This window comes from Vreelandella subglaciescola (genome assembly GCF_900142895.1).
GTDB classification, from domain to species: Bacteria; Pseudomonadota; Gammaproteobacteria; order Pseudomonadales; family Halomonadaceae; genus Vreelandella; species Vreelandella subglaciescola.
The window spans coordinates 2,411,143-2,434,811 of record NZ_LT670847.1 but is presented as its reverse complement, the minus strand read 5'-3'; the positions used below and the strand labels follow the sequence as shown (position 1 = coordinate 2,434,811).

At 62.9% G+C, this 23,669-nt stretch carries 20 protein-coding genes and 1 pseudogene; 7 read left to right on the top strand and 14 right to left on the bottom strand.

The window, feature by feature from the left end:
- Positions 1-97 precede the first annotated feature (97 nt).
- Complete coding sequence (gene ppk1, locus B5495_RS11345; protein WP_079553825.1) at positions 98-2,299, top strand: polyphosphate kinase 1; 2,202 nt, start codon at positions 98-100, stop codon at positions 2,297-2,299.
- A 184-nt stretch (positions 2,300-2,483) separates the two neighbouring features.
- Here ppk1 and metE read toward each other — a convergent pair whose 3' ends face one another.
- Entirely contained in the window at positions 2,484-4,811 is a 2,328-nt protein-coding gene (gene metE / locus B5495_RS11340) for a 5-methyltetrahydropteroyltriglutamate--homocysteine S-methyltransferase (protein ID WP_079553823.1), read from the bottom strand.
- A gap of 142 nt (positions 4,812-4,953) precedes the next feature.
- Here metE and B5495_RS11335 point away from each other — a divergent pair, with 142 nt between their 5' ends.
- Entirely contained in the window at positions 4,954-5,892 is a 939-nt protein-coding gene (locus B5495_RS11335; RefSeq protein ID WP_079553821.1) for a LysR family transcriptional regulator, read from the top strand.
- On the opposite strand, the gene B5495_RS11330 is transcribed toward B5495_RS11335, so the two are convergent.
- Positions 5,855-7,450: an ATP-binding protein gene (locus B5495_RS11330; protein ID WP_079553819.1), complete on the bottom strand. Its 1,596-nt coding sequence runs from the start codon at positions 7,448-7,450 to the stop codon at positions 5,855-5,857. The genes B5495_RS11335 and B5495_RS11330 overlap by 38 nt on opposite strands.
- A gap of 16 nt (positions 7,451-7,466) precedes the next feature.
- Positions 7,467-8,225 carry a winged helix-turn-helix domain-containing protein gene (locus B5495_RS11325; protein ID WP_079553817.1) on the bottom strand — a complete coding sequence of 253 codons (759 nt, stop codon included), beginning with the start codon at positions 8,223-8,225 and terminating at the stop codon, positions 7,467-7,469.
- A 316-nt stretch (positions 8,226-8,541) separates the two neighbouring features.
- On the opposite strand from B5495_RS11325, the gene B5495_RS14765 reads away from it, so the two are divergent.
- Positions 8,542-8,691, top strand: a complete 150-nt coding sequence (locus tag B5495_RS14765) for a hypothetical protein (RefSeq protein ID WP_172824563.1) — start codon at positions 8,542-8,544, stop codon at positions 8,689-8,691.
- A gap of 114 nt (positions 8,692-8,805) precedes the next feature.
- Here the strand turns inward: B5495_RS14765 and B5495_RS11320 are convergent, their stop codons facing one another.
- From B5495_RS11320 to B5495_RS11305, 5 genes are all read right to left on the bottom strand, one after another.
- Entirely contained in the window at positions 8,806-8,985 is a 180-nt protein-coding gene (locus B5495_RS11320; protein ID WP_079553815.1) for a PLDc N-terminal domain-containing protein, read from the bottom strand.
- A 111-nt stretch (positions 8,986-9,096) separates the two neighbouring features.
- The gene (locus B5495_RS11315) at positions 9,097-9,630 is read right to left on the bottom strand and encodes a retropepsin-like aspartic protease family protein (RefSeq protein WP_231897180.1); all 534 of its coding nucleotides are present in this window, start codon (positions 9,628-9,630) and stop codon (positions 9,097-9,099) included.
- Positions 9,631-9,648: 18 nt separating this feature from the next.
- Positions 9,649-11,028 carry an MFS transporter gene (locus tag B5495_RS11310; protein ID WP_079553813.1) on the bottom strand — a complete coding sequence of 460 codons (1,380 nt, stop codon included), beginning with the start codon at positions 11,026-11,028 and terminating at the stop codon, positions 9,649-9,651.
- A 60-nt stretch (positions 11,029-11,088) separates the two neighbouring features.
- Entirely contained in the window at positions 11,089-11,253 is a 165-nt protein-coding gene (locus B5495_RS14760) for a hypothetical protein (protein WP_172824562.1), read from the bottom strand.
- Between the two features lie 83 nt (positions 11,254-11,336).
- Positions 11,337-12,791, bottom strand: coding sequence for a BCCT family transporter (locus tag B5495_RS11305; protein WP_269457133.1), 1,455 nt, complete (start codon positions 12,789-12,791; stop codon positions 11,337-11,339).
- A 20-nt stretch (positions 12,792-12,811) separates the two neighbouring features.
- Between B5495_RS11305 and B5495_RS11300 the strand changes: the two genes are divergently transcribed.
- Positions 12,812-14,167, top strand: a complete 1,356-nt coding sequence (locus B5495_RS11300; RefSeq protein WP_079551616.1) for an IS1182 family transposase — start codon at positions 12,812-12,814, stop codon at positions 14,165-14,167.
- Positions 14,168-14,319: 152 nt separating this feature from the next.
- Here B5495_RS11300 and B5495_RS11295 read toward each other — a convergent pair.
- Positions 14,320-14,541, bottom strand: a pseudogene (locus tag B5495_RS11295) (BCCT family transporter); the annotation flags it as partial.
- Between the two features lie 262 nt (positions 14,542-14,803).
- Between B5495_RS11295 and B5495_RS11290 the strand changes: the two are divergent.
- Positions 14,804-15,151, top strand: coding sequence for a hypothetical protein (locus B5495_RS11290; RefSeq protein ID WP_079553810.1), 348 nt, complete (start codon positions 14,804-14,806; stop codon positions 15,149-15,151).
- 11 nt (positions 15,152-15,162) lie between these two features.
- On the opposite strand, the gene glnE is transcribed toward B5495_RS11290, so the two are convergent.
- From glnE to trmB, 5 genes are read right to left on the bottom strand one after another with little or no spacing between them, the layout of a single operon-like run.
- Positions 15,163-18,102 (bottom strand): bifunctional [glutamate--ammonia ligase]-adenylyl-L-tyrosine phosphorylase/[glutamate--ammonia-ligase] adenylyltransferase, encoded by a 2,940-nt coding sequence (glnE, locus tag B5495_RS11285; protein WP_079553808.1) that lies wholly within the window; start codon positions 18,100-18,102, stop codon positions 15,163-15,165.
- Positions 18,103-18,160: 58 nt separating this feature from the next.
- Complete coding sequence (locus tag B5495_RS11280; RefSeq protein ID WP_079553806.1) at positions 18,161-18,532, bottom strand: diacylglycerol kinase; 372 nt, start codon at positions 18,530-18,532, stop codon at positions 18,161-18,163.
- 52 nt (positions 18,533-18,584) lie between these two features.
- On the bottom strand, positions 18,585-20,042 hold the full coding sequence (dacB, locus tag B5495_RS11275; RefSeq protein WP_231897179.1) for a D-alanyl-D-alanine carboxypeptidase/D-alanyl-D-alanine endopeptidase: 1,458 nt from the start codon (positions 20,040-20,042) through the stop codon (positions 18,585-18,587).
- 11 nt (positions 20,043-20,053) lie between these two features.
- Complete coding sequence (locus B5495_RS11270) at positions 20,054-20,383, bottom strand: DMT family transporter (protein WP_079553802.1); 330 nt, start codon at positions 20,381-20,383, stop codon at positions 20,054-20,056.
- The gene (gene trmB, locus B5495_RS11265; protein ID WP_079553800.1) at positions 20,365-21,078 is read right to left on the bottom strand and encodes a tRNA (guanine(46)-N(7))-methyltransferase TrmB; all 714 of its coding nucleotides are present in this window, start codon (positions 21,076-21,078) and stop codon (positions 20,365-20,367) included. The genes B5495_RS11270 and trmB overlap by 19 nt, the downstream gene beginning before the upstream one ends.
- A gap of 198 nt (positions 21,079-21,276) precedes the next feature.
- Here trmB and B5495_RS11260 point away from each other — a divergent pair, with 198 nt between their 5' ends.
- Both B5495_RS11260 and coaD read left to right on the top strand, forming a co-directional pair.
- On the top strand, positions 21,277-23,163 hold the full coding sequence (locus B5495_RS11260; protein ID WP_079555054.1) for a beta-ketoacyl synthase: 1,887 nt from the start codon (positions 21,277-21,279) through the stop codon (positions 23,161-23,163).
- A complete protein-coding gene (gene coaD, locus B5495_RS11255; protein ID WP_079553798.1) occupies positions 23,163-23,642 on the top strand; it encodes a pantetheine-phosphate adenylyltransferase in 480 nt (159 codons plus the stop codon). The genes B5495_RS11260 and coaD overlap by 1 nt, the downstream gene beginning before the upstream one ends.
- The last annotated feature ends 27 nt before the right edge of the window (positions 23,643-23,669 follow it).

Genomic DNA, 23,669 nt, shown 5'->3' with positions numbered 1-23,669 from the left:
GACGGCCGCGCATGTCATCGCAATGTCATCCGCGGCCGTCACACTGGGCAGGTTGACCATGTAGCCACTAGCGCTACCGACCCAGAAAGGAACGGCGATGGACACTTTTGCTCCCCCCGCACCCACGCCCCCAGCGCCGGAAAGCTCACCCGAACACGACGGCGCCACCCCTCCATTACGCATCAACCGCACCCGCAGCGGCATACACGCTGATCCTGCGCATAGCCACACCGACCTTGATGACCCCCAGCTGTATTTCAATCGTGAATTGACGCACCTGCAGTTCAATATCCGCGTGCTGGAACAAGCCTTGGACGAGGCTCACCCGCTGATTAACCGGCTGATGTTTTTGCTGATTTTTTCGTCCAACATGGATGAGTTTTTCGAGATTCGCGTCGCCAGCCTCAAACACCAGATTGCGCTGGGTGACGAGACCACCGGCGCCGATGGCCGCTCGCCCAAAGCCGTGCTCAGCGATATCTCGCGTATTGCCCATGCTGAAATCAGCCGTCAGTACCACATTTTGAATGAAATCCTGCTGCCCTCCCTTGAGGCACAGGGGCTGCGTTTTCGTCGCCGCGACCAGTGGACCCGGGCACAACAGGACTGGGTGCATGAGTTTTTTGATAGCGACATCATGCCGATCGTCAGCCCTATCGGCCTTGACCCTTCGCATCCGTTTCCCCGGCTGGTCAACAAGAGCCTGAACTTTATTGTCGAGCTGGAGGGCAAGGATGCTTTCGGGCGTACCGGCGGCATGGCCATTCTGCCCGCGCCGCGCTCGCTGCCACGGCTGGTCGCCCTGCCCGAGCACCTTTGCGAAACGGGCTATCGCGAGTACATCTTCCTGTCATCCATGGTGCACGCCCACGCCGATGAGCTGTTTCCCGGCATGCAGGTACGCGGCTGTTACCAATTCCGGCTGACCCGCGATGCCGACATGAGCGTTGACCCGGAAGAAGTCTCGGATCTCGCCTCGGCGCTGCGCGGTGAGCTTTTGGCACGCCGCTATGGCAGCGGTGTCCGGCTGGAAGTCGCGGAAAATTGCCCCGACGCACTCAGCGATTTCCTGCTGCGTCAGTTCAGCCTTGAGCCGGATGACCTGTATCGGGTCAAAGGCCCGGTCAACCTGACGCGCATGATGGCGCTACTCGATGATCTCGATCGCCCTGACCTGGTGTATCGGCCTTTTACCCCCGGCATTCCGCGCGTGCTCAAGGGGCGCAGCGTATTTCAGGCCATTCGGCAGGGTGATATCTTGCTGCACCACCCGTTTCAGTCGTTTTCACCGATCGAAGAACTGCTGATCGAAGCCGCCCGTGACCCGGACGTGCTGGCCATCAAACAGACGCTTTATCGCACCGGCGCCGGCTCGCCCATTGTCAACGCACTGGTGGAAGCCGCCGGCCAGAGCAAGGAAGTGACGGTCGTCATCGAGCTGCGCGCGCGTTTTGATGAAGCCGATAACCTGGCACTGGCCTCGCGCCTGCAAGAGGCCGGCGCCATCGTCATCTACGGCATCATGGCCTACAAGACCCATGCCAAGATGCTGCATATCGTACGGCGGGAAAGCGGCAAGCTGCGCTACTACGCCCACTTGGGCACCGGCAACTACCACACCAAGACGGCCAAACTGTATACCGATTACAGCCTGCTGACCGCTAACAAGGCGCTGTGCGCCGACGTGCACCGGGTATTCCAGCAGCTTTCCGGCATGGGCCGTGCCCGCCAGATTGATACGCTGCTGCACGCCCCTTTTACCCTGCACGAACGCCTGATCGAGATGATTGAGCGCGAAGCCCTGAACGCGCGCCAAGGCAAGCGCGGGCATCTGATCATCAAGTGCAACTCACTCACCGAACCCAAGCTGATCAAGGCGCTCTACCGCGCCTCTCAGGCGGGGGTCGAGTGTGACCTGATCATTCGGGGCATGTGCTGCCTGAAGCCCGGTATTAAAGGCGTATCAGACAATATCCGCGTGCGTTCGATCATCGGGCGCCTGCTGGAACACACCCGGGTGTTTCATTTCCATAACGCCGGCAAACCAGAGACCTGGTGCTCCAGCGCCGACTGCATGACGCGCAATATGTTTCATCGGGTCGAAACCTGTTTTCCACTGCTGGATAAAAAACTCGCCACCCGGGTACGCAAGGACCTGGAGACTTATCTGGTCGATAATTGCCAGAGTTGGCTGTTACAGCCGGACGGTAGCTATCGTTTACAACACCCGGGCGACGGCGCGCCCATCAGCGCGCAGGAAACGCTGATTTACGCTTACGCCAAGGGAGCAACGGCTTAGCCCGCCCACGCATTCACATTACGCCCATTGACAACGCGCATAGAAAAGCCGGCCCTCAAGGCCGGCTTTGCTTTTTGCGGGTGCTTGCTCGTGTACGTCCCTGTGCAACCTCCGTGTTCACGACTTGGGCACCGTTATTGCCTTTCCTGCCCGGAGAGGTTCCTTCCTCTCCGGGCGGAAATCGTTACACGCTTGCGGTGTCTTCCGCCTGCGACGCAGCTTGGCGTGCGCGCAGCGTTTTGGCGGCCTCGACCATGTTGGCCAGTGCCGGCTCAACCTCTTCCCAGCGCCGGGTTTTCAGCCCGCAGTCAGGGTTGACCCACAGGCGCTCGGCGGGAATCCGCTCGGCGGCTTTTTCCATCAGCGAGACCATCCAGTCAACGTCCGGCAGGTTGGGGGTGTGGATATCGTAAACGCCCGGGCCGATTTCGTTGGGGTAGTCGAAGTCCTTGAACGCGTTGAGCAGTTCCATGTCCGAACGCGAGGTTTCGATGGTGATCACGTCGGCATCAAGGGCGGCAATCGAACCGATGATGTCGTTGAACTCCGAGTAGCACATGTGGGTGTGGATCTGGGTGGCATCGGTAACGCCCGAGGCGCTCAGGCGGAAGCTTTCCACCGCCCAGTTCAAATACACCTGCCACTCGCCCTGACGCAACGGCAACCCTTCGCGCAGCGCCGGCTCGTCGATCTGGATGGCGTTGATACCCGCGCTTTCGAGATCGACCACTTCGTCGCGCAGCGCCAACGCAATCTGGCGGCAGGTGGTTTCGCGGGGCTGGTCGTCGCGCACGAATGACCACTGCAGAATCGTCACCGGGCCGGTGAGCATGCCTTTCATCGGCTTCTGCGTCAGCGACTGGGCGTATTCGCTCCAGCGTACCGTCATCGGCGCGGGACGCGTCACGTCGCCAAAGATGACCGGCGGCTTGACGCAGCGCGAGCCGTAGCTCTGTACCCAGCCAAAGCGGGTAAAGGCAAAGCCGTCGAGCTGCTCGCCGAAGTATTCGACCATGTCGTTACGCTCGGCTTCGCCGTGGACCAGCATGTCGATGTCGAGCGCTTCCTGGCGCTCCACCGCGTAGGCAATTTCTTCGCGCATCCGCATTTCGTACTGCTCGGTACCCAGTTCGCCACTCTTGTGAGCGCGACGCGCGACGCGAATGTCGTCGGTCTGCGGGAAAGAGCCAATGGTCGTGGTCGGGTACAACGGCAGCGCCAGCGCTTGGCGCTGGGCCTGGGCGCGCTTGGCGTAGAGCGTGGCGCGCTGGCTGTCGACGGCGGTTGTCGCTGCCAGACGCGTGGCCACCGCCGGCTGGTGGATGCGCGCGGAATCGCGGCGGCCGTCCAGTGCACGGGTGGCATCAGCCAGGCGCTGTTCGTCTGCGTTCGTGGCGCGCTGATCGAGCAGGCGCGCAAGGGTGACCGTCTCGTCGAGCTTCTGGCGGGCAAACGCCAGCCAGCTTTTGAGTTCGGCATCGAGGTCGGCTTCGGCGTTGACGTCGACCGGCACATGCAGCAGCGAGCAGCTAGGCGCGAGCCACAGACGACTGCCCAGACGCACTTTCAGCGGCATCAGACGTTCGCGCAGCGCGGCCAGATCGGCGCGCCAGATGTTGCGCCCGTCGATAACCCCAAGCGACAGGACCTGATGCGGGCCAATGCGGTCGACCACGCTGTCCAGCTGCTCCGGCGCGCGCACGGCATCAACGTGGAGACCGGCAACCGGAAGACGTGTGGCGACCGAAAGGTTGTCGCCCAGCCCACCAAAGTACGTCGCCAGCAGAATCTTCATTGATGCGGACTGCAGGCGGTTATAAGCGCGTTCAAAGGCCTGCTGCCATTCGGCGGGCAGGTCTTGCACCAGCGCCGGCTCGTTGAGCTGAACCCATTCAACGCCCTGCTCGGCAAGTCGGGTGAGCACGTCGGCGTAAACGTCCAACACGCGGTCGAGCAGATCCAGACGCTCGAACGCTGCGCCCTTTTGCTTGCCCAGCCACAGCCAGGTCACCGGCCCTGTTAGCGCCACCTTGGGGGTGAAACCCGCGGCCTGCGCTTCGGCCACTTCGTCAAACAGCCGCGTGCTGGCAAGCGTAAAGGTCTGCTCAGCGTGAAGCTCGGGGACGAGGTAGTGGTAGTTGGTGTCGAAGTATTTGGTCATCTCGCAGGCGGCCGCCGGCTCGCCGCTGGGTGCCCGGCCTCGCGCCATGCGAAACGCGGTATCCAGCGCCACGTCGCCCTGGTCGACTTCCGCCGCGGCGTTGAAGCGCTCGGGGACGGCGCCCAGCAATACGGAGACGTTGAGCACCTGATCGTAAAAGGCGAAATCGCCGACGCTGACCAGATCCAGCCCGGCGTCCTGCTGCGCCTGCCAGTGATCGGCGCGCAGCGTTTTGGCGGTTTGTTCGAGGGTGGCGCGGTCGAGGTCGCCTTTCCAGTAGGCTTCGGTGGCTTTTTTCAGCTCGCGCTGGGCGCCGATACGCGGATAGCCCAGAATATGAGAAACTGTCATGCAATATGCCCTTTAACGTGAATACGTTGATAAAACATCTTGCCCGCAGTTTGAGCTTTGCCAAAAAGTGAATCAAACTAATCTTTTTAATGTTGATGATGAATTACTCTCACTATGCCACTTACCATGAACAGCACTTACAATGATTGAGCTTCGCCACCTTCGTACTCTGCTCGCGCTGCGCGACACCGGCTCGCTGGTGGAAGCCGCCGAGCGCGTTCATTTAACCCAGTCGGCGCTGTCGCACCAGCTCAAGGATCTGGAAAGCCGCATCGACAGCGCGCTGTTCGCGCGCAAGACACGGCCGGTGGAATTCACCCGGGCCGGCCTGCGGTTATTGAGTCTGGCCGAACAGGTACTGCCCCAGGTGCGCGAGGCCGAGCGCGACGTCGCCCGGCTGGCCGGCACCGAGCAGGGCCGGCTGCACATGGCCATCGAGTGCCACAGCTGCTTTCAGTGGCTGATGCCCACGGTCGATCATTTTCGTGACCACTGGCCGGAAGTCGAGATCGACATTCCCAGCGGCCACCATTTTGACCCGCTGCCGGCGCTGGCCCGGGAGCAGCTGGATCTGGTCATCACCGCCGACCCACAGCCGCTCGACGGCGTGCATTACGTACCGCTGTTTCGCTATGAAGGGTTGTTGGCGGTGGCACGCCAGCATGAGTTTGCGGGGCAGGGGTTTGTCACCCCCGAGGCGCTGGCCGAACAAACGCTGATTACCTATCCGGTGGAGCAGTCGCGCCTTGACGTGTTCACGCATTTTCTCGACCCGGCGGGGGTGCGGCCCAGGGAAATCCGCACCGCAGAGTTGACCATCATGATGATGCAGCTGGTAGCCAGCGGACGCGGCGTGTGTGCGCTGCCCAGCTGGGCGCTGACCGAGTATCTGGAACGCGACTACGTGAGCGCCGTACAGCTGGGAGAAAACGGCGTATGGGGAACGCTTTACGCGGCGATGCGCGAGGAAACCCGCGAGGCGCCGTGGATGCAGGATTTTTTACGCACCGCGCAGGAAACCTCGTTTGCGGTGCTGTCAGGGGTCAGGCCGGCGACTCGCGACGAGGGATCAACAGCGTAAAGCGCGCGCCGCCAAAGGCCGTGCTGTGGTCTACGGTAACGCTGCCGCCGTGGCCGGCCATGATTTTCTGCACAATGGAAAGCCCCAGCCCGTAGCCGCCCGAGCTGCGGGTGCGGCTGGTATCCAGCCGGGCAAAGGGTTTGAAGATTTCGCCGCGCGCCTCGACGGGCACGCCGGGGCCGTCGTCTTCGACGTCGATGCGCACCAGATTGGGCTCATCGGAAAGCCGCACCGCCACCTGCGAATGGCCGTAGCGGCAGGCGTTGCTGACCAGATTCTGCAACGCGCGCTGCAAATAGCGCGGCTCGGCGTAAAGCGTCACTTCCGGGCCCGGTGCCAGGCTAAACGTCAGCCCTTCGTGCAGCGGCGATAGCGTGTCAATCACGCGCCCGGCGAGCGCCCGGCAATCCACCAGCGAGGTTTCCATTTCCGCGCCGCCCATGGTTTCACCGTCCAGCCGGGCGTAGGTGAGAATCTCGTCGATCAGCTCGTCAAGCTCACCGATATCGGCGTCGATTCCCTGCAGCTGACGACGAATGGCCGGCTCATCGGTCATGTCCTCGACCATTTGCGCAGCAAAACGGATGCGCGCCACGGGGGTGCGCAGCTCGTGGGAAACCGCGCGGATCATTTCCTGCTGGCCGCGCAGCAGCGTTTGCACCTGGCTTGCCATGCCGTTGAACGCCATGCCCAGCCGGCCCAGAAAGTCGCCGCTTTCCACTTTCACCCGGGTTTCCAGCCGTCCGCTGGCAATCCGCGCGGCGGCCAGCTCAAGGCGCGCCATGCGCGTCTCGATGCTGCGCATCACCAGATAGATGCTCAGCGACAGCGCCAGCAGCAGCCCCATCAGCAGCGGCAGGTTAAGGTTAAGCGACAGCGAGCCGCCGCGGGTGATGGGGCCCATCTGCACCCAACGCTGCTCGCCGGGCAGCCGGTACCAGAACGTGACCGCCAGCCGCTCGTGCAGCAACCGCGTCACCACCTGCCCCTGTTCAAGACGCGTACGCTGTTCAGCGGACAGCGCCTCAGGCAGGCTTTCGTGCAGGGTAAGCGGCCAACTGCCGGCGGGCAGCGCCATCAGACGTTCGCGGCGTGTTGCGGGGGGCATCGTCGCCAGCCATTCACCCAGCAGGCGCGCGGTGGCGTGCCACTGGTGCTCGCTCCAGCCATCCAGCCGGGCGGTCAGCAGCCAAGGCGCATCCGGCAGGCGCTTGCGCAACCGCCAGGGGGAGTCTTCCGCCAGCAATTTTCCCCGCTCCAGCCGGGTACGCTCAAAATAGCCCAGATTGGCCTCGTCCATCGGCGTCAGGTGCAAGCGCATATCCAGCGGCTCGCCCAGCGCGGCCAGACGTGTCTCGCGCTGGGCGGGCGTAAGCCCGGCCAACTCTGCCGTCACCAGCGACACGGGCAACATGGCAAGCTGTTCGCGGTAATCTTCGCGGCGCACCTGATCGATCAGCGCCCGGCCGCCAAGCGCAATAAGAAACACCGCCAGCAGCGAAGTGCCCAGCAGCAGATAAAAGCGCACAAACGAGCCGCGATTAATCACCCAGCGCATCGTGCCCACACCCCCATCAGCTATCTTTTACAAACAGATAGCCTTTGCTGCGTACCGTTTTAATCCGGTGCGGCTGATTGGGATCATCGCCGATCTTGGGGCGAATACGCGATACGCGCACGTCGATGGAGCGATCCTGACCGTCGTACTTGATCCCTCGTAGATCGCTGAAAATCTCTTCGCGGGTCAGCACGCGACCGGCGTTGCTGGCCAACAGCCACAGCAGGTCGAACTCGGCGCTGGTCAGGTCAATACGCTCGCCGGACAGCCATGCCTCGCGGGTGGCGTGATCCACTTCCAGATTTTCAAAGCGTAGGCGCTCTTCGCCGCTGGGCAAGCTGCCGTCGGTACGGCGCAGCAGAGCGCGCATCCGCGCCAGCAGTACCCGCGGCTGTACCGGCTTGGGCATGTAGTCATCGGCGCCCATCTCCAGCCCCAGCACCTGATCCAGATCATCGGTGCGCGCGGTCAGCATCATGATGGGGCCGGAAAAATGCGGCCGTACGCGGCGGCAGATGGAAAGGCCGTCTTCGCCGGGCAGCATCAGATCCAGAATCACCAGATCCGGCTGCAGGCTGCTGATGCGGTCAACGCCCTTGGCGCCGTCTGCCTCAAGCGTCACTTTAAAACCGTTGGCTTCCAGGTAGTCGCGGGTCAGCTCGGCCAGCCGCTGATCGTCTTCGACAATCAGCACGTGCTCACGGTCAGCGTAATCCATTCCCGTGTTTTCCTGTGACCCAAGCGCTTGAAACTGTTTCTCTAAATGATCGACCATGTGTATTCTTGACTCCGCTCAGGTAAGGCTCTCGTTACCCGCATTATTCGTTAATACCCTTTTTGACTCTCATCCGGGCTCTTTTTGACCTGCGCCGTTGTTACCTACACTTTTTTACCGTCGCTGTTTTCTCTATACTTTTTTTACTGACGCTTTTTTCATCTGCGCTGCTTGCCGGCTTAACCGGCGCTGACTATCAGCGTTGATATCGCCGCAGCGGGATGACATCGCTGGCAGGATACCGCAGAGTAACGCTGGCGCCTGACTGATTCCGGTGAGAGGCGCTCGCTGTCGAACACGGACAGAAGGAAACGGCATGACACATCACAAGCCCCGAAGCGTCATCAAACGCGTTTACGTCCCCACGCAGGTGCAAGATTTACCCAACGGAGAACGGCTGACGGTACCCGGACATTACGTTCCCGACCACCCTCGCGTGCCCTCCGCTGACGATGCTGACAGCTAGCCCGGGCGCGCAGCTCAGCATGTTACCGCCTGTGGATGGCCAAGTAACAAGACTAAATACCAAGACATGGCAAAAAGGCAGGCTTGCAAGCCTGCCTTTTATATTACGCCCCTGCTAGCCTTTGGGCCCCAGCAACAACCAGATTATCAGGCCAATCAGCGGGAAAAACAGCAGCACCAGAATCCACAGCAGCTTGGAAATGCCCCCTGCCGGACTTTTCGCCACTTTGACGATCGCCCAAATGAGAATAATCAGCCAGATCAGCCCTAACAGTCCACCTACTTCAATGCCCATAGCAACTCCTTGGCTCATCAGCGTTGATGCTTAACGTTTATGCCGTTTAGCTAAGCATAGCCGTCGTTGACGTACAAGATGTGCACAAATTCTGCTTTTTTGCCCCTTCTGTTACTCCACACGGCCCGGATCGGGCAGCGTTAACACCATTCTCCCCTGACGAATCTCGATGGCTAGATGGCTTAAAAAGCTCATCCCCAGAAGAACCGTATCATCTTCCATATTGGGGCTGATCGAACCTCGCACGTCGCGCATGTGAATGCCGCCCAGACGCACGTCATCAAGCGCGGTCAGCGCGCCCTGCACCCGCCCGTTGGCGGTGTTGAACCAGACACGGCGACCGCGCTCAAGGCCGATGCTATCGGCAAGCCCGGCGGGTACGGCCACGTAGGTCGCACCGGTATCAAGCAGAAACGTCACCGGCACGCCGTTGATCTCGCCCGGCGCCTTGAAGTGACCGGCACGGTCGCGCTTCAACGTCAGCGGCGTCCGGGATTCGGCCGTTTCGACGATGTGCGCGTTGGGATTGTTCAGCGACTCAAGCCCGCCCTGCAGCCACCAGGTGCCCACCGCCATCAGCAGCACCCAGAACAGCAGCATCATGACGATGCCGCTGCGGTTCCCCGCCTTCGGTTGTTCTCCCATGTGACCTCCCGCCGGGCGCTACGACTTCAGGCCCGGCTGCGCCTGCTCCCGCTGTTCCACACGCTGCTGCCACTGCTGAGCGGCCGCACGCCCATGCGCCTCGTTGACCCGGGTACAGATCAGGATGGCAACCATAAACAGCGCCGCACAGAGCAGAATGGACGCTTTCAGGCCGACCAGCACCTGCAGCCCACCCAGCAGCACGATACCCAACACGCCGGCCAGCTTGTTGGCCAACCCCCAGAAACCGAAAAACTCGGCCGCTTTATCCCGCGGCGAGAAAAGCCCCACCAGCGTGCGGCTGGCCGACTGACTGGAGCCAAGGCTGGCCCCGGCCAGGCATCCCACCACCAGAAACACGTGCTGCGCCTGCCAATCCCAGCCAAAACGGGCATTGACCCATCCGGTAAAGGCCGGCGTGGCCCAGATGGCAATAATCGCCGCCACCCACAGCGCAAGCGTCAGCTGATAGGTGAGCTTGCCGCCCAGCCTGTCCTGCAGGGCGCCAAATCCTACGGCGCCCGCCGCCGCCGTGATCTGCACGATAATGAACATGATATTGCGCACGCCGGCCTCCCAGCCGATCACCTGCCCGCCGTAGATAAACGCAAAGGCAATGATGATGTAGACCCCCGCCATGGAAAACAACAGCGAGACCAGAAACAGGCTCAGATCTTTAAAGTGGCGCAAATCGCGCAACGTCGCCAGCATTCGCTGGCGGGCAATACGCCCGTACGAGGCGGTCACCGGCTGCGGCGTGCCGCGCTCTTTCAGCCAGACAAACGTCGGGATGGCGGCCACCAGGAAAAATAGCGCGGCAAACGGCCCGACAAAACGGATGCGCGAAAAGTTGTCGGCCGTGGCCTCGCCCAGCACCAGCAGCGTGAAGCCGGCGGCAAACAGCCCACCAATGTAGCCCAGCGCCCAGCCGAAGCCGGAAATCTTGCCCAGCGCCGCCGGCGGGCCGAGCTCGGGCAAGAACGCGGCGATAAACGACTCGCCCATGGAATAGGCGTAGTTGGAGACGATAATCAGCACAAGCCCGAGCACCACATAACCCGGCGCGACAAAATAGAGCATCGCGGTGGAGGCCACCGTTGCCCCATAGCTCAAAAACAGAAAGCGCTTTTTTTCCGCGCGGTGATCCATGACCGCTCCGCACAGCGGTGCCGTCACCACGACCATCAAGTAGCTGATGGCCAGCGCCAGACTCCAGAGAAAGTTGGCCAGCCGGTAGCTGCCTTCGTGTTCACCCACGATAACGGTGGTAAAAAGCTCGCCAAAGACCACGGTAATAATCAGCAGCGTGTAGGCCTGATTGGCGAAATCAAACATCGCCCAGCCAAAAATCTCGCGGCGCGAGGCGTAGGGGGCAGATTCAGGCACGGCAGGCGGCATGGCGGCTCTCTTTGGACATAAGCTTTAGCTCATTTATTTAACAGGCTCGAAGTTGGCCGGCTACAGCAGCCAGTGCGCCAGCACCGCCGCCGCGCCGACAACCAGCGCAGTGATAACCGCCACCGTGACCGCCACGTTCAGCCAGCGGTCCAGCCGGCCGCCGGCGGGCACAGGGCGCGTTGTGCGCCCGCGCCGCGTTGCCCCACGGCGGCTGCGTTTTGCCATCGCCCTCGTGCTCCATGCCTTGTCTCTCGATGACTGCTGTTTCAATGATCGGTCTCTCGATGCCTGCCCTGCGATAACGGGCCTTAGCGGTTGATACGCCGGTTGACCACGTTGGGCGCCCGGCGCAGGCGCTCCTCTTCACCGAGCTGATCGGCCTCGAAGGCGTCTGCCCCCACCGGTGTCTCGCCGTGACGACGGTACAGCTGGGTCAGCATGGCCTTGCGGTCGGCGCGCAGCTCGCGGATGAGCACCACCACCATCATGTAAAGAATAAAGGTAAACGGCAACGCCGACAGCACCGCCGCCGACTGCAGGCCGCTCAGCCCCCCAGCGATAATCAGCGTCAGGCAGATCGCGGCAATCAGCACGCCCCACAGCACGCGCTTGTAAAGCGGCGGATTGATCGAGCCGTTGTCGGTCATTTGCGCCACGATGTACGAGGCGGAGTCCGCCGAGGTCACCAGAAAGACAAAGATCAGCATCATCGCCATAACCGACAGCACGCCGGAAAACGGCATCAGCTCGAACATCTCGAACAGCGCCACGGTAATGTTGTCCTGGGTCGCCTGGGCCAGGCCGACATCGGCACCGCCCAGCTCCATGTGCAGCGCCGCACCGCCGAACACGCCGATCCACAGGCAGGCCAGCAGCGGCGGCACCAGCAGCACGCCGAACACATATTCCTTGATCGTGCGTCCGCGCGATACCCGGGCCACAAAAGTGCCCACAAACGGCGACCAGGCAATCACCCATGCCCAGTAGAAAATCGTCCAGTCGTTGCCCCAGTTGCTATCACTATACGGCGCGATGCGCAGGCTCATGCTGATGAAGTTCTGCAAATAGTCGCCGATGCCCAGCGTGATCGTTTCCAGAATGGCAACGGTCGGCCCGGAGATCAGTACATAAAGCATCAGCCCGATGCACAGCACCATGTTCAGGTTGGACAAGCGCTTGATGCCCTTGTCCAGCCCCGACCACGTCGAGGCCATGTAAGCGCAGAACATCACCAGCAGAATCACGAACTGCCACCAGCCGTTTTCCGGCAGGCCGAATACCGCGTTGAGCCCGCCGTTCATCTGCAGTACGCCTAGCCCCAGCGAAGTCGCCACGCCCATGACGGTGGCCACGACGGCGAACACGTCAAGCCAAGAGGCGTAAGGGCGCACGCGCGGATACTTGGCGGTGACCGAAGACAGCACCGAGGACACCAGCCCCGCCTGCCCTTTGCGGAACTGGAAGTAGGCGATAATCAGCCCCACGACGGAAAACGCCGCCCACTGGTGAATGCCCCAGTTGAAGTAGGTGTACTGAATGGCATAGCGCGCCGCCTCGACGCTTTCCGGCTCTACATCGTCGTAGGGTGGCGTCATATAGTGCGACATCGGCTCGGCCATGCCGTAGAACACCAGCCCTACGCCAAAGCCTGCTGCCAGCAGCATGCTTATCCAGGAGAAAAAGCTGTAGTTGGGCGTGCTATCCTGCGGGCCTAGCAGTCTGTCGGACTTTCCGCCGCACCGTGAGATACTAACCGCTGTCACCCCGAACTGAGAACATCGCCATGAGCCGCTTTATCCCTGTGGACCGTCAGACCGATTACTTACTGCCGCCTTCGGTAGACGAGTGGTTGCCGGATGGCCACTTGGCGCGGTTCGTCGTCGATGTCGTCGAGCAACTGGACCTCTCAGCCCTGACTCGGCGTTACGCGGGCCGGGGCTCCAAGGCCCATCATCCCGCGGTACTGCTGAACCTGTTGGTCTACGGCTACGCTACCGGCGTGGTCTCCAGTCGCAAGATTGAGCGTGCCACCTATGACTCGGTGGCGTTTCGCTATTTGGCCGCCAACACCCACCCCGATCACGACACCCTGGCTACCTTTCGTCGGCGTTTTCTGCCGGAACTGGAGCAGCTGTTCGTTCAAGTTCTGCTGCTGGCCCGAGAAATGAAGCTACTCACGCTCGGCACCATCGCCTTGGACGGCACCAAACTCAACGCCAATGCCAGCAAGCACAAGGCATTGTCATATGGTCATGCCAAGAAACTGGAGGCGCAGTTCAAGGCTGAGGTGAAGGCGCTGACCCAGCGGGCTGCATCGGCGGACAAGGATGACGCGGCCGACGGCATGGATATTCCTGCCGAGATAGCCCGGCGTGAAGCACGCTTGGAAGCGATCGCCGTAGCGAAGACCAAGATCGAGGCTCGGGCCAAGGAGCGTGAGGCCGCTGAAAAAGCGGCCTACCAGGAAAAGGTGGCACGGCGTGATGCGCAGCGGAAGACGGGAAAGAAACCTCGCGGACGTGACCCTGAACCGCCAACAGGTGGCCCGCGTGACAAAGATCAGGTTAACCTTACTGATCCGCAGTCACGCATCATGCCGGTCACAGGCAAGGGCTTCGATCAATGCTATAACGCCCAGGCCGCAGTCGATACTGACAGCATGCTGGTGACTCATACCCATGTCACCCAAGCGACCAACGACAAACAGCAGGTCATGCCGCTACTGACGGCGTTGGCGAGACTCCCCGCACCGTTAGCAAAACCAGACCACTTACTGGCCGATACCGGCTACTTCAGTGCTGCCAATGTTCAAGCCTGCCACGACCACCGTATCAAGCCTCTGATAGCAATGAAGCGCGATGTCCACCATCCCCCGGTCCTTGAGCGCTTTGCCGCTGACCCGCCTACTCCAGCGAGCAAGGAGCCTGTTGAGCAAATGGCACACCACTTGAAGACACAGGCGGGGCGAGCGCTTTACGCGTTGCGTAAACATACCGTGGAACCGGTCTTCGGGATCATTAAACACGTGATGGGGTTCCGGCAGGTCTCGCTGCGAGGGCTGGAGAATGTCAGCGGTGAGTGGCGGCTGGTCACCATGGCATGGAACATTAAACGGATGCACCGGTTGGCAGCGGGCTGAGGCGCGTAGCGCTCAGCCGGTAACGACGGATAATCACCTCGCAGAGTAGAAGCCGAGGGGCAGGTTAAGGGTCATATACCATCACCAACATAAGGGATGGTTGAAAGACCTACGTCTCAATGCCTTTATCAACATCAAGTCCGACAGACTGCTAGTCGTATTTTCCCGTATTTGGAAAACGCCAGCCCAAGCAAAAACACCACGAAGCCAAAAATCGAAAACAGATAAAACCAGCCGAACAGCCGTGTCACGGTATTAAGCGCCGCCTGGGCGGCATTGCCAAAACCTTCGGGGAACACTGCCCCGACAATCACCAGACCCAGAATGATCAGCGCCGAGGCGATAAACACCGTTCTGTCGCCGTGGTTTGCCATATAGTCACCTTGCCGTTGCTGTCCATGTCTTGTGCCCGGCTGTGGCCGGCACCGCGCAGACTTTATCAGCTAAGTGCTGCCGGTGCATGACCCCGCTTTTTTATACAGCTCACACCTGGGCGTACAAGACCGGTTCACCCCGAGAAGGCGCAGGCGGCAGCGTATTGTGGTGAACTTGACCGCCCTGCGATGTTCCAATGGCCAGCGTCTTCAGAAAGGCTTTACAGGCGTCCTTCACAGGCGCACTTCACAGGAGAGCTTCATGTCACACCGCGATACGCGTAACGCCGCCTGGCAGGCTGCCAATCAGTGGCGCGCCAAGGCCACGCAAACACGCCCCGACAGCCTTGCGGGTACCGTGAAGCTGTTTTTCACTTGGCTATTGTTCGGCGCCATGATGATCGTGGCCATGGTGCTGGGGCTGTTTTTGCTGCTGATCGGCTGGGCGATGATGCCCTTTGTGCGCCACAAGATGAAAAAACGCATGGACGCCATGCGCGCGCAGCAGGCCACCGATATCGGCAGTGGCAGCGCCTACCGCGAACCCCAGCGCCCCCACGATGCGCTGGAAGGCAGCTATGACGTCAAAAAAGATGATACGCCGCGCTAGGACGGCGTAAATCAAGGCTCGGGGGATGAAGCCGGCGGCTCCAGAAAGCGCTCCCAGAGCGCACTGACCGCGCGGCGGTGCTCATCAAACGTGCCCGCCGTCACGCGGGCTTTCTCACCGGTCAGTGCGGCGCGGTGAGTGGTGCTGCGGTAGGCCAGATACGCCTCGCGCAGGCGGTTGGCTTCGTCGTCGGGCAGGTGGCCGCTGGCGGCCAGCGTATCGAGAATGCGCACGTTATCGCTGTAGGCCAGCAGCGCCGGTGCTTCAACGCCCAGCGCCAGCACCGCGTACTGGCAGAGAAACTCGATATCCACCATGCCGCCCGCGTCCTGCTTGACGTCGAAGGTGTCCGCCTTGCGGCTGGCCAGATGCGCACGCATCTTGTGACGCATCTTCACCACGTCATCGCGCAGGGCGGCCTTGTCACGCCGGCAGCCCAGCACCGCTTCGCGCACGGCGTTGAACGTCTCGGCAAGCGCGGCATCACCGGCCACGACCCGGGCGCGCACCAGCGCCTGATGTTCCCAGGTCCAGGCATTTTGCCGCTGATACTCGTCAAAGGCATCCAGCGAGGTGACCAGCAGCCCCGCGTTGCCCGACGGGCGCAGGCGCATATCCACTTCGTACAGGCTGCCCGCCGGCGTTATGGCGGTGAGCAAGTGAATCATGCGCTGGCCCAGACGGGTAAAAAACACCGAGGTGTCGATCGGGCGACGGCCGTCGGTAGCGCCCTTGCTGCTGCGGTGCAGAAACACCAGATCCAGATCGGAGCCGTAGCCCAGCTCAATGCCGCCCAGCTTGCCGTAGCCGACGATCAGAAACTCCGGCGTCGCACGGCTCATGCCCGGCGGTACGCCGTGCTTGCGGGTCAGGTGCTTCCACGCCATGGCCAGCACCGCGTCCAGAATCACCTCGGCGATGTAGGTCAGATAGTCGCTGACGTTCATCAGGTGCCGCGTCCCGGCGATGTCTGACGCGGCCACGTGCAGCGTCTGCGCATGCTTGAACACGCGCAACGCTTCGAGCTGGGCTTCTTCGTCGTCTTCGGGCAGACGGTTGAGCGTCTGGCGCAGCTCGTCGGCCAGCCGCGTCTTGTCAGCCGGCGTGTACAGCGACTCCGGCGTCAGCAGTTCGTCGAGCAGGATCGGGTAGCGCGCCAGCTGATCGGCAATCCACGGGCTGGCGGCGCACAGGCGCATCAGGTGCTCAAGGGCGTGGGGGTTTTCACGCAGCAGCGCCAGATACGCGGTGCGCCGCAGCACCGCCTCGATCAGCGGCTGCACCCGGGGCAGCGCGGCGTCGGGCGTGGGGCTTTGCGCCAGTGCGTCGAGCAGCAGCGGCATCAGCGCGTCAAGGCGTTCAAAACCGATGCGCTGCATGCCCTGCACCGCGCGCGACTGATACAGCCGCTTCAGGCGTTGTCGCGCCGCGGCAGGTTCGCTAAAACCGGCTTCGCCAAGATGGTGCTCGGCGTCTTCGTCTGCCAGCTCGCCGCGCCACAGCAGCCGCCATTGATCCAGCCCCGGGGCATCGCTGTCATCGTCATCGACGTCGTCTTCAGGATCGGCGATAACCGCATCAAAATGCTGCTGCACCCGCTCACGGCCTTCGCCCAGCCGCGTCATCAATGCCGGCCAGCCGCCTTCAAACCCCAGCGCCAGCGCAACCCGCGCGCGCGCCAGCGAATCTTCCGGCAGCCGCTGGGTCTGGCGGTCGTCAAGCGCCTGCAGCGCGTGCTCCAGGTCGCGCAGAAAGGCGTAGTCGGGCAGCAGTTCGTCAACCACCTCCTGAGGCAACAGCCCCAGCGCCGGCAGGCGCGTCAGTGCTACGCGTAGCGACGTTTGCTGCAGCTCGGTATCGCGGCCGCCGCGGATCAGCTGAAACGCCTGCACCACGAACTCCACTTCGCGGATACCGCCGGGGCCCAGCTTGACGTTGCTTTCCATGCCCCGGCGTTTGACCTCGCGGTGGATCATCGACTTGAGGTCGCGCAGCGACTCAATGGCGCCAAAATCCAGATACTTGCGGTAGACAAACGGGCGCAGCCCGTCCAGCAGCTCGGCGCCGCCGGACACGTCGCCGGCCACGGGGCGCGCCTTGAGCATCGCGTAGCGCTCCCACTCGCGCCCCTGATCCTGATAATAGGCCAGCAGCGCGGCAAAATTGCCCACCAGCGGGCCACCGTCACCCAGCGGGCGCAGCCGCATATCCACGCGAAAGGCAAAGCCGTCGGCGGTGACGTTATCCAGCGCGGCAATCAGCTTCTGGCCGATCTTGGTGAAATACTCCTGATGGGCCAGCGATTTGCGCCCGCCCTGAGTATCGCCGTCTTCGGCGTAGGCAAAAATCAGGTCGATATCCGACGACAGGTTCAGCTCGCCGGCGCCCAGCTTGCCCATGCCCAGCACCACCAGCCGCTGGTCGGCGCCGTCTTCACGCGGGGCGGGGCGCCCCCAGCGCGGCGCGTAAAAGGTTTCCAGCCAGCTCATCGCCGCCTCAAGGCTGACCTCGGCCAGCGCCGTGACCGCCGCCGTGGTATCCCACACGTCGTAGCCATCCGGCCGGTTCAGGTCGCGCCAGATAATCCCCAACATGCGCGCCTGACGAAAACGCCGTACCGCCTGATGCATCGCGGTTTCATCATCGGCATTCGCCAGCGCCTCTTCGAGCCAGCGTTCAAGCGTCGCGCGCTCGGGCGCAGCGTCGAGCTCGCCGGCATCATTCAGTTCGCCCAGCAATTCCGGCGTGCGCACCAGCACGTCCAGCGCGAAGTGGGAGACCGTCACCACCCGCATCAGCGCCGCTCGCCGGGTGGCCGGCAGACCGTGCCACGCGGCGTCATCAGCGGCTTTGTCCAGCGCTTCATCGAGGCGCAGCAGCGCCTGGCACGCCGGCGCCTGGAGCGCTTGTGGCAGCGTATCCAGCGGTAAAAAATCGTCGTTTAGCGCCATTGTGCCCGTCCTCTTTGTCAGCCCGGTTTATCCGCCCTGTCGTCTCAGCCCTGTCGTCTCAGCCCCAGAAGCGCTGCCAGAGTAGCAGCGCCCAGGTCAGTCCGGCGAACAGCAGCGCCAGCATCACCGCCGCCGAGCCGATGTCCTTGGCGCGGCCGGAAAGCTCGTGGTGCTCGGTGCCAATGCGGTCCACCACGTTTTCAATCGCGCTGTTGAGCAGCTCTGCGACCAGCACCAGCACGCAGCTGCCCACCAGCAGCAAGACCTCCGCCACGCTCTGTCCCAGCCACACGGCCAGCGGCAATAGCAGCGCACAGAGAAAGACTTCCTGACGAAACGCCGCTTCGTGGCGAAACGCCGCGGTAAGCCCCTTGAGCGAGTAGCGCGTTGAGTGCAGCAGGTGCGTTAATCCGGTATGCCGTGGCTTCATGCCTTTACCTCGTTCAGTCGTCATGCATCAGTCACGGTGGAGTCGGTCACGATCAATGCGCAGTGATCATGGCGTCGAGGTCAACAGCCAGCGGCTCAAGCACCTTGGTCCAGTTGAGGTAGGGCGTGGTCGAGCTGCCGTTGACCAGCACGCTGAAGACCCCCCAGCGCCCCGTGGCCGTGCGGAAATACCCCGCAGCGGCGCGCACGGCATACGGCTCGTTGAGCGTGCCGGTTTTCATCATCACGTTGTGCTGAAAACTCTCCGGACCGCGGCGGGTAAACGTCATCACGCCGTTTTCCGGCGACTGCAGCGCGGCCACAAAGCTCGGAAACAGCGAGCTCTGGTGATACATCGACTCCAGCATCACGTTGATGCCGTGGGCCGTGGTGCGATTGTCGGTGGTCAGGCCGCTGCCGCTTTTCAGCGTCACCTCGCCGTGGCCGGGCAGCGTGGCCACGTAGCTTTCCAGCGCCCTGCCGGCCTGCTCCAATTCGGCGTGGGGCGTTTCGACCAGATCCAGCGCCAGCACATCGGCCATGTAGTTGTTGGAATAATTCAGCGTGCGCAGCAACAGCTCCTGCAGCGGCTTGCCGTCAACCGCGGCGAGTGTGCTGGCCGGCTGCGGCACCTCTGCCGTCGTCACTCTGGGCGGCTGAGCAAAGGTAATGCCGAAGCGCCCCAGCATTGCCGTCAACGTGTCGGCGGTTTGTTCCGCGCCGTTGCTGGCGCCGCGGTAGATATCACGCGGCCAGGCGTTGGTGGACATCTGCCCGCTGACGCGCACCACGTCGCCGTGCGTGCCGGTCAAACGCACGGCGCTGATTTGGGTGCCGCTGTCGTCGGGCTTGGTGGTCAGCTGGTTATCCACCGCCGTCAGCGCCTGGGGGCCGTCGCAGTGAGTAATCCGCGCCGGCTCGCCGGGCCTGTCGGCGGGCGCGACGTTAAGACACCAGCTACCGAAGTTCACCCCGGCGGACGAGAGCGGCGCGCTGTAAGCGTTGGCCACCTTTTCCTGCGCTTCGCAGCGATCGGTAGTAATGCACTTGACCGGCCCGAAACGCCACTGGCTGACCACCAGTCCGCCGTTGATATGGCGCACGCCGGCCTGCTGCAGTCGCTGCACCAGCCGCCACAGGTTTTCGCTGGTCAGCCCCGGGTCGCCGCCGCCCTCAAACCACAGGTCGCCGTTGAGCACGCCGTCATCATCGGCGCTGGCGAGGCTTTTCAGCCGCGTGGTAAAGCGGTGCTGCGGGCCAAAGCGATTCAGCGTGGCCGCCGCCATGTAGGTTTTGGTCACCGAGGCCGGCGACAGCGCGCGCGTAGGGCTAATGCTGCCCAGCGTTTGCTGCGGGCCGTCCAGCAGGCGCGCCTCGGCGCTAATCGCAAAGCCCTCGTCTTGCAGCTGGTTCAGACGGGAAAAATCCGCCCAGGCCGCCGAGCCGGTGTAGAACGTCAGCGCGGCGGCTGCCAGGGTTGTGGCGGCGCGCCGCGCAAAAATAGCCATCATGGTCATCGTCCTTAATGTACGCTCATTTTCGAAAACATCTGCAGCACAACCACGCCCGCCACAATCAACAGAATACCCAGCACCGCGGGCACATCCGGGCGTTCGCCGAACGCCACCACGCCCACCAGAGTAACCAGCACAATGCCCAGCCCCGCCCAGATGGCGTAGGCCACGCCCACCGGCAGCGTGCGCAGCACCAGGCTTAACAGATAAAACGCCAGCCCGTAGCCGACCACGACCACCGCGCTGGGCGCAAGCCGGGTAAAGCCGGCCGACGACTTTAACGCGCTGGTGGCGACCACTTCGGCCAGAACCGCCAGAATCAGGTAGACAAATGCCATGCTCTCTCCAGGTTGGCCGTCAGCTGCCAGAGCGGCTGACCGCTTTGCTCGTACTTGGCCTCAAACGGGGTCAGGTAGTCACCCGACGGATTGTATTGTGCCAGCGTCGCTTCGCGGCCGGTGACCTGCACCACCGCCAGGGCAAACTCTTCAGCATACAGCCGCCAGTTGGTGCGCAGCTCCAGCCGCCCGCCCAGTGCTAAAAGCGACGGCAGTACGGGGTGGCCGTGCCAGCGCATTTTCAGCTGCGCGGCCTTGGGGTACGGGTTCGGGTACAGCACATAGTGGCGCGCAGGCGCCCAGCCGGCGCGCAGCGCCAAACGCCAGAAGTCCACCAGATCCGCCCGCACCAGCAACGCGTTGTCGGGCAGGGCGCCGTGATCGCGACTCAGCCGATCGGCGCTGCGATCCACGCCGATCACCGCGTGGTCGGCAAACGTCGCCGCCAGCCGCCGGGTGGATAACCCCACGCCGCAGCCGGCATCAAGGATCAACGGCGCGTTCTGCGCGACCAGCCAGGCTTCTGCCTGATAAAACGCGGCCTGAGTGTGCTCGGCAATCGGCTTTTGCAACGGACTGGCAAGCGCCCGCGACACGCGGCGCGCCAGATCATGGTGTGGCCCGGGCTGGGAAGACACCACGACCCGCGATGACGGCGGTGGCGCGTTGGTGGACGATGACGACGGCGGCTGCATGGCGGTTCTCGCACAAAAAAGCATGATTCTACCAGCCTAATGTGCTCGCAGCATGACGCCGTTGCATAGCCGGTGCTATGATCACGCCCAGACATTGACTTCTCAGGCGCTCGCCCGCGCAGGCGACGGCCGCTACCCGTTTTTACATTACCGCACCACGAGGAACCCGGCTTGTCACATTTACCGGTGATTGTCGGCATGGGCGGCATCAACCCTGCCGGCAGAACCTCAGGCCACCAGGCCTTTCGCCGCACTGTGCTTGATGCTCTCCCCGCCGACCAACAACGCCAGACCCTACAGGGCCTCGCCGCCCTGATGCGCCTTGTCGAACCCGGCACTGTCGCCTCTGACACCCCGGCGGACGTTGAGCAGCTGCGCAATGCGGTGCTCAAGCATACCCTCGTGCGCCGCAACGAAGATGCCCGCTTCAGCGCGCCCGGGCTGCCGGCCAACCGTCAGGCGACGCTTGCACTGGAAGCGCCGCTGCGCTTTGTGCTGCGCCGCCGCCAGCTGCCCGAGCACCTGCCCGAGCACTGGGAAGTGCGCGAGCTTGACCGACGCACGGTAGAGGTCAGCGTGCCCGAGGGCGACTTCAACGCGCTGCTGCCCGACGCCCACACGCCCAAGGTGAAAGCCGCCGCCCAGCTGCCCCGGGGCTTTGAGCCGGCGGCGCTGTATCGCAGCGTGCACCACCCGCGCGGGCTGTCCATGGCGGTATTTGGCGCCAGCGACTGCCTCAACGCCAGCGGCCTTGCCTGGGAAAGACTGCGCGACCGGCTCGACCCCGATCAGGTGGCGGTCTACGCCGGCAACTCCATCGGCCAGCTGGACGACGAGGGCTGGGGCGGGCTGCTGAAAAGTCTGGTTACCGGCCAGCGCGCCACCTCCAAGCAAATGCCGCTGGGCTACGGCCAGATGCCCGCCGACTTTATCAACGCCTACGTGCTGGGCAGCGTCGGCGGCACCGGCGCGGCGCTGGGCGCCTGCGCGAGCTTTTTGTACAACTTGCGCCTCGGCATCGACGACATTCGCGCCGGGCGCCGCCGCGTGGTCATGGTTGGCACCGCCGATGCGCCGATCACGCCCGAGATTATCGAGGGCTTTCGCGCCATGGGCGCGCTGGCCGACGACGCCGGCCTCCAGTCGCTCGACGCGCTTGAGCTTTTGACCGACGCCGACTACCAGCGCGCCTGCCGTCCGTTTGCGCGCAACTGCGGCTTCACCATGGCCGAAGCCAGCCAGTTTGTGATGCTGATGGACGACTCGCTGGCGCTTGAGCAGGGCGCAGACATTCTGGGCTCAGTACCCGAGGTGTTCGTCAACGCCGACGGCTTCAAGCGCTCGATTTCCGCCCCCGGCATCGGCAACTACATTACCCTCGGTAAAGCGGCAGCGCTGGTTCGCGACATGCTCGGCGAAACCTCGCTCAGGGAGCGCACCTTTCTCCACGCCCACGGCACCAGCACGCCGAAAAACCGCACCACCGAATCCCACGTGTTCGATGAAATCGCCCGGGCCCACGGCATTACCGACTGGCCGGTGACCGCGATCAAGGCGTTTGTCGGCCACTCTCAGGGCTCCGCCGCCGGCGACCAGCTGGCAAGCGCCCTGGGCAGCTTTGCCCACAGCATGATTCCCGGCATTCACACCCTCGACGCCGTCGCCGACGACGTGTACGCCGAGCGGCTGCGCTTCTCGAAAACGCCCTATGCGTTTGACGCCGACGCCAGCTTTATCAACGCCAAGGGCTTTGGCGGCAACAACGCCACCGGCGTGGTTCTGTCCCCCCGTGTGACCGAACGATTGTTGACCCAGCGCCACGGCGCCGAGGCCATCAGCGCCTGGAAAGAGCGCCGCGAACGCGTGCGCGAAGCTTCCGCCGCCTATTTGCAACAGGCAGACCTTGGCCATTACCAGCCGCGCTACCAGTTTGGCGAAGCGGTGCTTGAAGGCCCCGAGCTCAAAATCCACGCCGACCGCATTCACATTCCCGGCTATGCACGACCGGTCTCGCTGCACACCGACAACCCCTTCGGCCGTCTCAACGACGACCCGAGCGACGACAAGGGCGACGAGGAGACGTGATGACCACCGCGGTGTATCCCGGCACCTTTGACCCGGTGACCCACGGCCACTTCGACATTATCGAACGCGGCGCGCGCCTGTTTGATCACGTGGTGGTGGCCGTGGCCGACAGCCCCGGCAAGCGCCCGGCGTTTGACCTCGACGCGCGCATTGCGCTGGCGCAGGCGGCCTGCGCGTCGCTTGCCAACGTTTCAGTGATCGGCTTTTCCACGCTGCTGACGCAGATGATGCACGAGCAGCGCGCCACGGTAATTCTGCGCGGGCTGCGCGCCGTGTCGGACTTCGAGTACGAGCTGCAGCTGGCCAACATGAACCGCGCGCAAAACCCCGAGCTTGAAAGCGTGTTTCTCACCCCCGCGGTCGAGAATTCGTATATTTCCTCGACCATCGTGCGCGAAATTGCCAAGCTCGGCGGCGACGTCTCACCGCTGGTGCACCCTCGAGTCGCCGAGGCGCTGAAGACACGCTACGGCCACTAAAAACGGCCCTGCTTTTCACCGGAGCCT

Bases quoted from the DNA above. Each gene is read 5' to 3' on its own strand.
- ppk1 (WP_079553825.1), top strand. From the start codon at position 98: ATGGACACTTTTGCTCCCCCCGCACCCACGCCCCCAGCGCCGGAAAGC.
- dacB (WP_231897179.1), bottom strand. From the start codon at position 20,042: ATGATGGCTATTTTTGCGCGGCGCGCCGCCACAACCCTGGCAGCCGCC.
- B5495_RS11335 (WP_079553821.1), top strand. From the start codon at position 4,954: ATGATTGAGCTTCGCCACCTTCGTACTCTGCTCGCGCTGCGCGACACC.
- B5495_RS11270 (WP_079553802.1), bottom strand. From the start codon at position 20,383: ATGGCATTTGTCTACCTGATTCTGGCGGTTCTGGCCGAAGTGGTCGCC.
- B5495_RS11260 (WP_079555054.1), top strand. From the start codon at position 21,277: ATGGGCGGCATCAACCCTGCCGGCAGAACCTCAGGCCACCAGGCCTTT.
- B5495_RS11315 (WP_231897180.1), bottom strand. From the start codon at position 9,630: ATGGGAGAACAACCGAAGGCGGGGAACCGCAGCGGCATCGTCATGATG.
- B5495_RS11290 (WP_079553810.1), top strand. From the start codon at position 14,804: ATGTCACACCGCGATACGCGTAACGCCGCCTGGCAGGCTGCCAATCAG.
- B5495_RS11310 (WP_079553813.1), bottom strand. From the start codon at position 11,028: ATGCCGCCTGCCGTGCCTGAATCTGCCCCCTACGCCTCGCGCCGCGAG.
- metE (WP_079553823.1), bottom strand. From the start codon at position 4,811: ATGACAGTTTCTCATATTCTGGGCTATCCGCGTATCGGCGCCCAGCGC.
- B5495_RS11320 (WP_079553815.1), bottom strand. From the start codon at position 8,985: ATGGGCATTGAAGTAGGTGGACTGTTAGGGCTGATCTGGCTGATTATT.
- glnE (WP_079553808.1), bottom strand. From the start codon at position 18,102: ATGGCGCTAAACGACGATTTTTTACCGCTGGATACGCTGCCACAAGCG.
- B5495_RS11300 (WP_079551616.1), top strand. From the start codon at position 12,812: ATGAGCCGCTTTATCCCTGTGGACCGTCAGACCGATTACTTACTGCCG.
- B5495_RS11280 (WP_079553806.1), bottom strand. From the start codon at position 18,532: ATGAAGCCACGGCATACCGGATTAACGCACCTGCTGCACTCAACGCGC.
- B5495_RS11325 (WP_079553817.1), bottom strand. From the start codon at position 8,225: ATGGTCGATCATTTAGAGAAACAGTTTCAAGCGCTTGGGTCACAGGAA.
- B5495_RS11330 (WP_079553819.1), bottom strand. From the start codon at position 7,450: ATGCGCTGGGTGATTAATCGCGGCTCGTTTGTGCGCTTTTATCTGCTG.
- B5495_RS14760 (WP_172824562.1), bottom strand. From the start codon at position 11,253: ATGGCAAAACGCAGCCGCCGTGGGGCAACGCGGCGCGGGCGCACAACG.
- coaD (WP_079553798.1), top strand. From the start codon at position 23,163: ATGACCACCGCGGTGTATCCCGGCACCTTTGACCCGGTGACCCACGGC.
- trmB (WP_079553800.1), bottom strand. From the start codon at position 21,078: ATGCAGCCGCCGTCGTCATCGTCCACCAACGCGCCACCGCCGTCATCG.
- B5495_RS14765 (WP_172824563.1), top strand. From the start codon at position 8,542: ATGACACATCACAAGCCCCGAAGCGTCATCAAACGCGTTTACGTCCCC.